We start from the raw sequence: 12,585 nt of genomic DNA on the forward strand, positions 1-12,585 counted from the left end.
GCACCTAGCACCTAGCACCTAGCACCTAGCACCTAGCACCTAGCACCTAGCACCTAGCACCTAGCACCTAGCACCTAGCACCTAGCACCCAAACACAATAACACATGACAATCCCAGAACTATACAACATCTACCTCCAAAACCCCTCCATACAAACGGATACAAGAAAGCTAAAGCAAGGCGACATATTCTTCGCCTTAAAAGGCCCAAACTTCAATGGCAACCTATTTGCAGCTAAAGCACTCGAGGCAGGAGCTGCTTATGCTGTGATTGATGAAATGCAAGAAGGGGGAAATGAAAGAATGATACTAGTGCCTGATGTCTTACAAGCGTTACAAGATTTGGCATCGTATCATAGAGATCAATTCAAGATTCCTTTTATTGCGATTACAGGTAGTAATGGTAAAACAACCACCAAAGAATTGGTGTCTTCGGTGCTGGCATCGCATTATAAAACGTATACTACCCAAGGTAATTTGAATAATCATATCGGTGTTCCTTTGACCATTTTAAGTATCCGACAAGATGCGGAAATGGCGGTGATTGAGATGGGTGCCAATCATCAGAAGGAAATTGCAGGATATTGTGTGTATACCAAACCAACACATGGTATCATTACCAACTGTGGTAAAGCACATCTGGAAGGATTTGGCGGTGTAGAAGGTGTTAGAAAAGGAAAAGGTGAACTGTACGATTATATCAAAGCACATAATGGTACCATTTTTATGTATGATGATTATGATTATCTGCATACGATGAGTAAGGGTATCACACAAAAAGAAATCTATGGCACCATCAATGGCACTGTTACCGGACAAGTAAAAGCCAGCGAACCATTTTTGGAAGTGATGATCACGAATGGATTATCACAAAAAAATATCCGCACACAATTGGTTGGAGATTATAACCTGCCCAATGTATTGTGCGCTATTTCCATTGGTAAATATTTTGCTGTACCCGAAGAAAAGATCGCAACAACCATTGAAGCGTATGCTCCTTCCAATAGTCGCTCTCAGATGTTGGAGAAAGATGGCAATCATATTGTATTGGATGCCTATAATGCCAATCCCACCAGCATGCGGGCAGCCATTGAGAACTTTGCAAAGTTTCCGTCAACAGAAAAAGTATTGATGTTGGGGGGTATGATGGAATTGGGTGAAGATAGTATGATGGAGCATCAACAAATAATAGACCTCATCAATCAACATACATGGAAACAGGTGGTATTGGTGGGCGGAGATTTTGCAAGTACAAAACATCCATACATCTATTTCCCGGATTCAATAGCTGCGGCAAATTGGTATCAACAACAAGCATTCCAAAATACCTATCTCCTCATCAAAGGATCCAGAAGCATGCAGATGGAGAAGATACTGCAATAGAAAAACTATTGATTTTTACATACCCCATTTCCACTCAGGATAACTCTCGGTGGTAAAAAAACAAACCACAGAGTGAACGGAGTTTAACACAGAGTTACACGGAGAAATATAGGGTGTTAATAGTATTCCCATTTTACTCCGTGTAACTCTGCGCCAAACTCTATGGCTTCTGTGGTAAAAATTCAACTACAACATGATAAAAGTAACAGATTGTAGAACCATAGCAACAATGAATCATTCATTACCCCGGAGGGGTAACAGATTGTAGAACCATAGCAATAATGAATCATTCATTACCCCGGAGGGGTAACAGATTGTAGAACCATAGCAATAATGAATCATTCATTACCCCGGAGGGGTAACAGATTGTAGATGTAACACAAAACCGAGGGTATAAATAAAACACAACGCAAACAAAAACTCAGAGGGGTCAAACATTGTAAAATCTATATCATAGGATACCCACAAATATCCATTGTTCAACCCCGCCGGGGTTGGGTTATTCAACAATCATTGAAGCTACAATCTGTAACCCCTCAGGGGTTTGGGTTGCATTGGTTGTGATATATTTTTGTTTTACAATCTTATATCATGCTCATATCCATATCAAAATCGTAGCATCATTCATTACCCCGGAGGGGTAACAGATTGTATGTGTAACACAAAACGGAGGGTAAAAAAACACAACGAAAACTCAGAGGGGTCAAACATTGTAAAATCTATATCATAGGATACCCACAAATATCCATTGTTCAACCCCGCCGGGGTTGGGTTATTCAACAATCATTGAAGCTACAATCTGTAACCCCTCAGGGGTTTGGGTTGCATTGGTTGTGATATATTTTTGTTTTACAATCTTATATCATGATCATATCCATATCAAAATCGTAGCATCATTCATTACCCCGGAGGGGTAACAGATTGTAGAACCATAGCAACAATGAATTATTCATTACCCCGGAGGAGTAACAGATTGTAGATATAACAAAGGAGGGTTGCAATTTATGAACCATATTGAATCGTTTACAATTACGATCAATAAAACATATCAATACAAACACATGCAAAACGGACGCATTACTCCGCATGCATCGTATACCTCTTGATTATCTTGCAATGAAAAAAATGAAACCAAACACATATACACAATTACACATTCACCTTGTATTTGCTGTAAAATTTAGAAGATCACTTATATCACTTAACTGGAACCAGCGTTTACATAAATATATTGGTGGTATCATCAATAATAATGGACATCAATCTTTAGCCATCAATTCTATGCCAGACCATATTCATATTTTACTTGGCTTGAATCCTAGGCAATCCATTTCGGATCTAATGCGTTTTATAAAAAAAGATAGTACACTATTTATCAACAAAGAAAAATTAACCTCATCGCATTTTAATTGGCAAGAAGGATATGGTGCTTTTAGCGTTTCACATAGTAACCTAAGAACTGTAACAAATTATATTCATAATCAACAAAAACACCACCATCACTTATCTTTTAAAAATGAATATTTAGGATTGTTACAAAAACATGATATTGAATATACGAACGCTTATCTCTTCCAAGACCCTATCTAAACTATGACTTTTATCACACTTTATCTATTATAATCAACCTACCTTTACACCTCAAACAACAAGCATGATCGCCAAATCTAAAACACCTTGGTATTTGTGGAGCGTTTTGAATAATCGTTGCCCTAGATGCAGAAAAGGAAAAATATTTAAAAGCCAGGAAGCTTATAAATTCAAGACCAATGTAGACATGCATGAAAGATGTCCGGTTTGCAATCAGCCGACGGAAATCGAAGTGGGGTTTTATTATGGTACGGGATATGTGAGTTATGCCTTATCAGTAGCTTTTCTGGTATCTACTTTTATCGCATGGAAAGTATTGATCGGTATGACATTCTCCATTGATGATAACCGCATTTTCTATTGGATGGGTACAGCCTTTGTATTATTATTCATCATGCAACCCTTGATCATGCGATTATCCAGATCACTTTGGTTAAGCTGGTTTGTAAAATATGATCCAAATTGGCAAGAACATCCCATTGAAGAACCGGAAAGAATTGTTCCTGAGCAAATGAATAACTGGTAAGTGCTTATTGACTGTTTTTCCTCCATGTATTGATCAAAGAAGCCGTTGAATCAGACATGCTGATCTTCACTGCAACACCACCACTTTTGATATATCCAATATAGTGGCAGCGGTCTTTTTGTGCAGCTATATACAGCGTCTTCACGATTTGTCCATCAGCAAAACAAAAGAATTTGGTATCATACTCACAGGGTGGATTTACTGTAAATGCATTTTTCATTTCTCGGAATGTAATGCTGTGAATGAATGCAGTATCATTCACACCAAATCTTGTATACACTTTCTGATCATTGATATCGGGAAAGAAATGCATATCAATACTATCTACTTTTTTGATCTCAGGCAAGGGATGTAATTCAGCCACCAATGAATCTGAGCCGGTATTGGCATCATCTATTTTTTTATCAGATTGACAAGCATATAAAAAGCAAACAGTTATGAATAATTGAAACAAGTAACGCATCTCTATTATTTTAATCACAAAGAAATAAAAAAACCGCTCTGGATAAAAGAGCGGTTTTTCAATATAGTATCGAATATTATTGTCCTTTTGCAGGGAATCTTGTCCAGCTAGCCAACCAGTTCGTGGTACCAAATGCACCCACGTAGGTAGTTGTTGCAAAGAACGCATCCAAACCTGTAAAGCTAGCACCGGCTAATGCATCCGATCCAGTAGCAGGCAACAAGTTAGGAGCAGTTAATGCGAATGGAGATGTCAACTTGATATCAGCAGCATTTGCATAAGTCTTACAACCTTCTGACTCAGCTTTGGTTCTCATTGCAGCAGCAGTTAATGTTGCATATGTTAAACCAGATACTCTGTATGGATCAGCTACCGCATGAACCAAGTTGTTTTTGAATTCAGAAGTACCACCTGCTGCACTGTAGTCGTTTGCAGTTCCATCAGACTCAATAGAGAAACCACCTTTCTGCCAGCCCATCAAGATAGAGTTACGCAAAACGAAACGTACTGCTCTTCTCCATCTGTTACCAAAGTTGTGGTTAGCCAATGTTCCTGAAGCGTTGTTAGGACCAACAAAAGTGAAGTTGCTCAACACAGGGCGCGTATATGGAGTAGCAGTAGTACCGGAACCATCATTATCTGCTTCGATACCATTACCGGCATCACCATTATCTACGAAAGAAGGATCACGCAATGCAACCGCAAATTGAATTTTACCGGTATAACCGAAATCAAAATCAAAATCATCATCTGCTGTACCGAAAGCAACGAGGTATTTAGCATTTACATTACCACCAAAAAATTCATAGGCGTCATCATTTCCGTAAACTACTTGAACATTCTCAATAGTAGTTGCACTACCCACACCACCTAAAGTCAAACCATTGATTTCAGAACCGGGGAAAGCAGCAATACCTGCATATTCAATACGAACATATTTCAAAGTACCGGAGTTATCATTCGCGTTGGTACCACCATATACACGATCCAAACCACCTTCAATGACAGGAGTAGAAGTACGGTTGGTAGGAGCATTACCTAAGATGATCAATCCACCCCAATCACCCGGATTACGTGCACCGGCATCTTGACCTGAAGTCATTACGATAGGTTTATCAACAGTACCGTTCGCCTGAATTTTTCCACCACGCTCAATACAAAGAGCACCTTTTTCTGTTTTATCACTTTTAATTGTAGTACCTGCTTCAATCGTAAGTGTAACTCCATTCGGAACGTACACATAACCTTTCAAAGTCCAGGTTTTATCTGCTGTAAGGGTTTTATTAGCTGACAATGTACCCGACAAAATAGTTTCATTAGGATTTGTTGGCGGAGGAGTAATTGGCTCTTCTGTATCATCTTTTTTACAAGATGTGATAGCAGCAACAGCCAGCGCCACTAAAGCAAGACGGGAAATCATAAGTGAACGTATCATTTTCAATGTTTTTATGCTGCAAAAGAATCGCTTTAATGTAATGGGTATGTTACCCCAGCGTTAACTAATTGTTACGTGGTAGTACGTCGATGGGTTATGGTTCATGGCTAATGGTCCATATACCATAGTCCATGGTAAAGAAAAAAGGAGTCTTAAAAGTAAGATAATGCCTTTGAGATTTGTTTGATGGCCCAGAGACCATGTACTATGGACCATGGACTATGGACCATGGACTAAAAAAAGAGGCCGTATCAATCGCTCGATACAGCCTCACATCTATCTAATGTTCAAGCCGAATTAGAAATTATAAGAGAACCCGATACCAAAGCTGGCACCAAATAGGTTACTCCACTGAATTCTATCTTCACTGCTGTTATATGCTCTGTTCTCTTTTTTAGATTCTACATTGTTGTAGAAGATCTGTCTTGTGTTCAACAAGTTTGCCATGTTGATCTTGATCTCTCCTTTTTTCTTCAACACTTTCTTAGCCAACTGGAAATCCAGGATACTTCTTCCGTTCTCGTATACATCAGGAATACCAAAAGCACCTACGGTTTCAATACGCTGACCAATTCTGTTGAATAGAACAGTACTGCTCCAGTTTGCATCTATATCTGCATAAGTCAGACTCAAGTTTACCAGATAAGGTGATTGTCCTTGCATAGGTCTTTTGGTGTCATAAGGATTGGATGAATTATCCAAATCCACCGTAGACTTGATCAATGAGGTATTGGCACTGAAAGTAGTGTTGTTCCAGAATTCTCCATCACCAAAGAAAGAAAGCTTTTTACGCAGATCCAATTCAATACCATAAGCATAGGCATTATTAGGATTGAAGTATGTGATCACCTGGTATTCCAATGATGATTCACCGGACATACGCTGTTCAATAGGCTTGTTGAAATGTTTAAAGAACAATGAAGCAGAGATGATCTCCCCACTTTGAGGATAGGTTTCAAAACGAAGATCGATATTGGTATTCTGACTTCTTTCCAATGCACCATTACCACGAATGATCGCCGCTCTTACGAAATCGAAATAAGAGAAGTTTGCTACCTCACGGAAATCAGGTCTGGATACGGTTCTTGAAGCAGAGAAACGCAGATTTGATTTATTGTTAAAGCTATAAATCAAGTTAGCAGAAGGAAGGATATCTAAATAGTTTCTTTTGATGATCGTATTCGATCCTGAAACGTTACCGGTTTCTACTTCATAATTGAAGGTTTCAACACGTACACCCCAGATCAATCTCCACTTCTCATTGAATTTATTATCCAACATCAAATAAGAACCTGTCAATAATGAATTCGCATCGTAACGGTCGGTGTTATTGGTAATGTCATTCAGGTAAAAACCTTCTGCATACATGTTACCGTCGTTGAATACTCTTCCCGGAGACAGGGTCAGCAATGCACTATTGAAATTATTAAGATCTGCTGCTTCATAGCGGAAAGCGCGGGCATCAAATTCACGGAGCTTGTATTGAGCTAAGAAACCGGCTTTTAATGAAGAAGAAGTATTACCCCATTTGAGTTGTTTACTGTAATCGGCTTTACCACCAATTGTATTTTCTAACAGCTCACTCCAGAAACGATAGGTATTTCTCAGGGCGATACCATATGGAATCGATTTATCATTTTGCTGAGACAAACTTTTCTGATAGGGCTGTGAACGGTAATCAGGCTGATCTTTCTGAGTGAAAGCATAGTTCAGATTCCATTTGAACTTGTCATTCTTTTTACCAACCGCATGTTCCCCTTCCAATTGCGTACTGAAAATGGTTTTCACCATGGCAATAGCGATCCTGTTCTTATTGATATATTGGAGGTCATTAAAATTAGAACCTTCTCTGATGGTGTTGTTGTTTTCAAATACTCTGTTGAAGAGATTTTTCAACACGATCTTATTCTTTCCTTTTTTGTACCCAATATTTAATAAAGCACCTAGACTGGTATTAAATGAATAAGAAGTATCTGCATAATCAAATAACAAGTTGTTGGTACCGGTTGCATCACCGTATTGTTGTCTGTCAGTAACCTGAATGGTTTGTGAGTTTCTGTATGTGATGGCACCCAATACACCATAAGTACCACCCTTCTTACCATTGAATTTTTTAGCAAAATTGATTTGCCCATTTAAACCCGGTAATGCTTTTGAGATATCATCACCATAAGTATTGTACATTCTTTTAGAAACTTGGATCTTTTGATCCAGGGGCAATGTTCTCCATCTATTGGTAGAAGGAAAACGTGAAGGGAAACTTCTGGTACCATCATCAAAACCCAGATAGTCCAAACTACCTCTGTGACCGATATTAAAATCTTTACCGGTTGAAATGGTATTGTAAGAAGTAGAGAATGCCAGTCCGAAAGCATTTTTATAAGGGATATCTTTTGTTGTCACCTGAACGATACCACCTGAAAACTCACCGGGCATATCAGGAGTAGCGGTTTTATTGATCAGAACGTTGTCGATCATATCCGAAGGAACCACGTCAAAAGAAAAGGTTCTTCTATCGGGCTCGGTGCTGGGCATTACCGCGCCATTGATGGTAGCAATATTGTAACGGTCGTTCAATCCGCGAACGATTACATATTTATCATCCTGAACACTGGTACCTGTTACACGCTTCAATACTTCCCCTACGTTACGATCGGGAGATTTTTTGATGGATTCAGAAGAGATACCATCTGATACACTGGTATTATTTTTCTGCATGCTTAATACAGCATTTGCAGATTCGCGACGAGCGGGTGTAGCTGTTACCACTACTTCATCCAGTTCTTTTTTCTGTTCTACCAAAACAATATTCAATTCATTCAACTGTCCGTTTGTAACAGCGATCTCGTTGATGGTTTTGGTTTTATATCCTGTCAGAGAGAAAGTCAATTCATAAGAACCCGGAGCCAGTCTGATGCTAAAGCGACCTTCCACATCGGTGGTAACATTGATCTTTTTAGCAGCGTTGTAAATGGTGACCCCGGTAAGCGCTTCATTATTAGAAGCAGAAGTTACTTTTCCGGAAAGTGTTCCTGTTTGAGCAGATAACACCGATAAGAGCAGGAAAGATAAAAGGGTTAAGAAAGTAGATTTCACAGCGTTTATTTTGCCGCAAAAGTATTACCGCAATGTTACCGCTATGTTATGCCAATGTTAAGGGAATATTACCTGCATCATTTAAGGGAGTATCGATAAAAAATTTCACTCAGTAGATTTAAAATTTACAGATAGCTATGGATTTGAATCTATTTACTTGATAGCTTTAAGTCACGAAGCTGGTAAATGACTGACATCTGACCAATTACGTTCATTAATTTGATTGCTTAGTAGAAAAGCGGAAATGCGTTGATTATGGTATTATTTACCGCAAAATTACGGCGAATATTACAATAATGCGGAGAATATATAGTATATTCACTGCACAAAAGCGGCGATTAATGCATATTCATGAAAATAAAAACTGGCCTAATTTCTTTTGGGACAGCCAAAAACTGGCGAACTTACTGGCTGAAATTCGCCATAGGCAGGGCAAAATGCTTGGCAGAATGGAGGCATTAGGCTTTTCGGTTCGTACCGAAGCAACCCTGGATAATTTGACCTTGGAAGTAGTTAAGTCGAGCGAAATAGAAGGAGAAATCCTTGATATCAATCAAGTGCGATCTTCCATTGCTCGTAGGCTAGGCATAGAAGTAGCTGGTCTTGTGTCTTCGGATCGACATGTAGATGGTGTTGTAGATATGATGTTGGATGCCACCCAAAGTTTTGAAAAACCGCTTTCTGAAGAACGTTTATATGGATGGCAAGCAGCATTATTTCCGACTGGCCGAAGTGGTCTTTCTAAGATAACTGTTGGTGCATGGCGAACAGGCGAAAATGGTCCAATGCAGGTGATATCGGGTGCATATGGAAAAGAAAAAGTGCACTTTGAGGCACCGGAAGCCTCGAGACTCCCAAATGAAATGGCGGCTTTTCTGGATTGGTTCAATGCAGCGAACGATCTTGATCCGGTACTAAAGTCAGCCATTGCGCATTTGTGGTTTGTGACTGTTCACCCATTTGAAGATGGCAATGGACGTGTAGCAAGAGCCATTGCCGATATGCAACTTGCACGTGCCGATAAAACCGCTCAAAGGTTTTACAGTATGTCGGCGCAGATTCGTCTTGAACGCAATGATTATTATAACATACTTGAGCAAACACAGAAAGGATCATTGGATATTACAGAATGGTTAACTTGGTTTCTAACTTGTCTGGGACGATCCTTTGATCAAGTGGAAGACACGTTACAACAAGTGCATCGTAAAACAAAGTTTTGGGATGTTATCGGTCATCTAGAATTAAACCATCGCCAACATACAATGCTGAATAAATTATTCGATGGATTTGAGGGTAAACTCAATACATCCAAATGGGCAAAGATAACCAAATGTTCGACGGATACAGCACTACGTGATATTCAGGATTTAATGGCGAAAGGTATTTTGGTGAAAGAGGACGCTGGAGGAAGAAGTACAAGCTATTTATTAAATGAAGTGATTAACAGTTAGAACCAATGAAGCTATCTGTGGAGATACATAGCAACTGTTCATAAAAGACTTATTATCACTAAAAATTGTTTTGTAAAACAATATGAAGAATGATTGCAGAGAGGAAGGGATTCGAATACCGACGTTTCAGTCGGCATCGAGACATCAGCCTTGGCTGATCGTCTCGACCCTCGATTATTTATACTTCTTTATAAAATCCTTGACGCGCTGCTTATTTAAATTCTTTAGTTTTTTTTCAAGTAAAACAGCTGCTGACCGATTTGGCTTTTCAATTAGGCATTTTAGTTCCCAAGGTATGTATGGCGATGTGGCTGACTCGTAGCCGCTGTTGTGTCTTTTTAGTCTCTCATTAAAGTCGTGGGTTTGACCAATGTAATAACGATCTGCTTTGGCAGCGTATATGATGTAGACATAAAACATAGAATCCCGCTGAGCGGGATTAAAATTTGCAGAGAGGAAGGGATTCACACTTATTTTATAATATATTAATTTTCAAACAGTTATAAAATTTTAGTATTTATAGACAACGATTAAGACAATAAAATGTGGAGAAATTATACACTGGAAGCAAAGAAACAAGTATCGGTGAAAGATAGTAGAATTTTGGGGCGATTATAGCAAGTATCACTACTATCGTGTTATTACGGTATAGAATTTAATAATACACCGCTTAAAGGGCGTTAAAATGACAATTTCAATATACTTTTCAAGCGTAGAGATCAGTAATCGGTTAACTACTATTCAATAATCAAATCAGCGTAAAGTATTTTATATCACAACTGGAGTAGTGAAGCAGAACTACCACTAAAGAAAATGGGTCAAAAAACTTAATTTGCAAAAATAATAAAACAACTGTCGTATGTAGTTGATATAGATACAAACATAATCAGCGTTTAGCTTTTCTTGTAGTCGAAAACCGCGAATTTTTAAACTATACAAGGATAAGGCAAAGACGCTCACGTTAAGGCGTGGGCTTTTGCATATTCTGTATAGTGGGTGCTTCGCGGTACCTCGACTACGGATTGCGGAATGTCCCACGCTGATTTTTTATACCATAACCACCCAGAAGGGACATAAGGGTAAAAATAAAAGAATATGACTTTAATTTTAATTGCTGTAATTGCACAAGTGGTGATCGGTATTATTGTTGCAAACGAAATCGGTTCAGAGCGTAGAATTGGCAGGAATTGGTCGTTGGCACTATGTTTACTCACTCCGTTTTTATTTGGGTTGGTGCTAACACTAATCAGCCCAAAGAAATCGGGGAACGAAGTAAAATGGGAGAAAAACGGAACGCAAAGGGCTATAGAAGGCTCTTTAGTGGTCATCAGCATATTGTCTTGCATATTGGTGTTTAATTACAACTCTTTAGCAGGAATTGCTTTAAGTATAAGTACAGCCATTTTAATACTATACGTAGCGGGGGAAAAGTACATTTCGCTTTATGACATAATCCAATCAATCTTGATTATATGTTTTGCTATATGTTGCGTTTTTGCACTTGTACATTATTTATTTGGGGATTAAGTAACTCATAGTAAATACTGTCATTAATCTTCACCGCTTTTCGAGCGGCTTTTGGCATTTAAAAACTGCTATATCGTACTATTTATATTGTAGTTGTCTGCCATTGTATTTTTCTGAAAATACTTCTTTTTAACACCCTTACTCTAACAATACTTATATATACATATTAAAGAAGGAAATAAATAGACCCTAAGATGTTGATGAATATCATTACGTATAAAATCCCTTACAATTAGATGCTTAGTCATTGTAATGCTACAATATAATAAATTCACTTTGCCCCTTTAATTTCGCTTTACGTCTACATTTATCATTACCCTTGAATTATATACATTGACGAATAGGCACAAACAGTGTTTTTTTGGAAAAAGATATACTTCCACCTACATATAAGTAGATTTTGATGAGGTTTTAAAAATGCACAGTTTGCACGTTTTATTTTAACGCAAAAAGTACTTATACCTACATGTAAGTAAATTTCAGTAAGCCTGAGACTTAATTTATACCAAGACCTAAAATCATTGTTTTACACTTTTAAGTTGTCCAGAGTCCTAAAAAATGTATCGTTGGTAAACTACGTAACCTATATTCCGTCATACAAATAATTCATTTAAGGGGTGGGGGTACTTCTATGATTAATAATATATACAGGAAAATGAGTACTTCAATAACACTACTTTATACTTCTTTATTAGGTATTCTTTTTTATTAAAAAACTGCTGAAAATTTATTTTCAGCAAAACTCTTATTTTTTATTTCTTTTTTAATATATTATATATATGCGATTTTTATAGATGGGTGCATAGTAAATTTTGCATGGCTGCTTTAATCACCTTGTGCATCAGCTTTATAAACAATATCTTCTCGTACTGATCGAATAAATCCTCTACCGCCATTATCTGGGTCGGGTTCATTATAATCAATGTACCCTATTTTGTACATTTTATTAATCGACTTACTGACTGCTCCAACAGAACAATTGAGATTGATTGCAAAATGCTTATTATTGGCAAAACAAACCCCTCTCTTTTTAGAAAGGTGTAAGCTCCCCATAATTTAGTGCCACGTTTAGTTAGAGTTTTCTAAGGTAATATTTTTCTGTTTTTCCTCCCATT

10 protein-coding genes are annotated in these 12,585 nt (G+C 38.0%); 5 read left to right on the forward strand and 5 right to left on the reverse strand.

The features are described from left to right. Positions 1 to 104: 104 nt before the first annotated feature. The 3 genes from ACTIEV_RS14810 to ACTIEV_RS14820 all read left to right on the forward strand — a co-directional run bounded on the left by ACTIEV_RS14810 (position 105) and on the right by ACTIEV_RS14820 (position 3,498). On the forward strand, positions 105 to 1,382 hold the full coding sequence (locus ACTIEV_RS14810) for a UDP-N-acetylmuramoyl-tripeptide--D-alanyl-D-alanine ligase (RefSeq protein WP_439516746.1): 1,278 nt from the start codon (positions 105 to 107) through the stop codon (positions 1,380 to 1,382). A 1,116-nt stretch (positions 1,383 to 2,498) separates the two neighbouring features. Continuing rightward, entirely contained in the window at positions 2,499 to 2,972 is a 474-nt protein-coding gene (tnpA, locus tag ACTIEV_RS14815) for an IS200/IS605 family transposase (RefSeq protein ID WP_439516747.1), read from the forward strand. Between the two features lie 64 nt (positions 2,973 to 3,036). Then, a complete protein-coding gene (locus ACTIEV_RS14820; protein ID WP_439516748.1) occupies positions 3,037 to 3,498 on the forward strand; it encodes a DUF983 domain-containing protein in 462 nt (153 codons plus the stop codon). Between the two features lie 4 nt (positions 3,499 to 3,502). Here ACTIEV_RS14820 and ACTIEV_RS14825 read toward each other — a convergent pair whose 3' ends face one another. The 3 genes from ACTIEV_RS14825 to ACTIEV_RS14835 all read right to left on the reverse strand — a co-directional run bounded on the left by ACTIEV_RS14825 (position 3,503) and on the right by ACTIEV_RS14835 (position 8,492). After that, positions 3,503 to 3,961, reverse strand: a complete 459-nt coding sequence (locus tag ACTIEV_RS14825; protein ID WP_439516749.1) for a hypothetical protein — start codon at positions 3,959 to 3,961, stop codon at positions 3,503 to 3,505. Between the two features lie 76 nt (positions 3,962 to 4,037). Next, positions 4,038 to 5,396 carry a hypothetical protein gene (locus ACTIEV_RS14830; protein ID WP_439516750.1) on the reverse strand — a complete coding sequence of 453 codons (1,359 nt, stop codon included), beginning with the start codon at positions 5,394 to 5,396 and terminating at the stop codon, positions 4,038 to 4,040. 297 nt (positions 5,397 to 5,693) lie between these two features. Further along, positions 5,694 to 8,492 carry a TonB-dependent receptor domain-containing protein gene (locus tag ACTIEV_RS14835; RefSeq protein ID WP_439516751.1) on the reverse strand — a complete coding sequence of 933 codons (2,799 nt, stop codon included), beginning with the start codon at positions 8,490 to 8,492 and terminating at the stop codon, positions 5,694 to 5,696. Positions 8,493 to 8,833: 341 nt separating this feature from the next. Here ACTIEV_RS14835 and ACTIEV_RS14840 point away from each other — a divergent pair, with 341 nt between their 5' ends. Continuing rightward, positions 8,834 to 9,943 (forward strand): Fic family protein, encoded by a 1,110-nt coding sequence (locus ACTIEV_RS14840; protein WP_322197349.1) that lies wholly within the window; start codon positions 8,834 to 8,836, stop codon positions 9,941 to 9,943. Positions 9,944 to 10,117: 174 nt separating this feature from the next. On the opposite strand, the gene ACTIEV_RS14845 is transcribed toward ACTIEV_RS14840, so the two are convergent. Continuing rightward, positions 10,118 to 10,411 (reverse strand): GIY-YIG nuclease family protein, encoded by a 294-nt coding sequence (locus tag ACTIEV_RS14845; protein WP_439516752.1) that lies wholly within the window; start codon positions 10,409 to 10,411, stop codon positions 10,118 to 10,120. 627 nt (positions 10,412 to 11,038) lie between these two features. On the opposite strand from ACTIEV_RS14845, the gene ACTIEV_RS14850 reads away from it, so the two are divergent. Beyond that, positions 11,039 to 11,470: a hypothetical protein gene (locus tag ACTIEV_RS14850; RefSeq protein WP_322197350.1), complete on the forward strand. Its 432-nt coding sequence runs from the start codon at positions 11,039 to 11,041 to the stop codon at positions 11,468 to 11,470. Positions 11,471 to 12,295: 825 nt separating this feature from the next. On the opposite strand, the gene ACTIEV_RS14855 is transcribed toward ACTIEV_RS14850, so the two are convergent. Beyond that, entirely contained in the window at positions 12,296 to 12,523 is a 228-nt protein-coding gene (locus ACTIEV_RS14855) for a hypothetical protein (RefSeq protein WP_439516753.1), read from the reverse strand. Positions 12,524 to 12,585: the final 62 nt, after the last annotated feature.

The sequence above is a fragment of the Sediminibacterium sp. genome (genome assembly GCF_051861365.1).
Taxonomy (GTDB): Bacteria; Bacteroidota; Bacteroidia; order Chitinophagales; family Chitinophagaceae; genus Sediminibacterium.

Bases quoted from the DNA above. Each gene is read 5' to 3' on its own strand.
- ACTIEV_RS14855 (WP_439516753.1), bottom strand. From the start codon at position 12,523: ATGGGGAGCTTACACCTTTCTAAAAAGAGAGGGGTTTGTTTTGCCAAT.
- ACTIEV_RS14830 (WP_439516750.1), bottom strand. From the start codon at position 5,396: ATGATACGTTCACTTATGATTTCCCGTCTTGCTTTAGTGGCGCTGGCT.
- tnpA (WP_439516747.1), top strand. From the start codon at position 2,499: ATGAAAAAAATGAAACCAAACACATATACACAATTACACATTCACCTT.
- ACTIEV_RS14825 (WP_439516749.1), bottom strand. From the start codon at position 3,961: ATGCGTTACTTGTTTCAATTATTCATAACTGTTTGCTTTTTATATGCT.
- ACTIEV_RS14810 (WP_439516746.1), top strand. From the start codon at position 105: ATGACAATCCCAGAACTATACAACATCTACCTCCAAAACCCCTCCATA.
- ACTIEV_RS14850 (WP_322197350.1), top strand. From the start codon at position 11,039: ATGACTTTAATTTTAATTGCTGTAATTGCACAAGTGGTGATCGGTATT.
- ACTIEV_RS14820 (WP_439516748.1), top strand. From the start codon at position 3,037: ATGATCGCCAAATCTAAAACACCTTGGTATTTGTGGAGCGTTTTGAAT.
- ACTIEV_RS14840 (WP_322197349.1), top strand. From the start codon at position 8,834: ATGCATATTCATGAAAATAAAAACTGGCCTAATTTCTTTTGGGACAGC.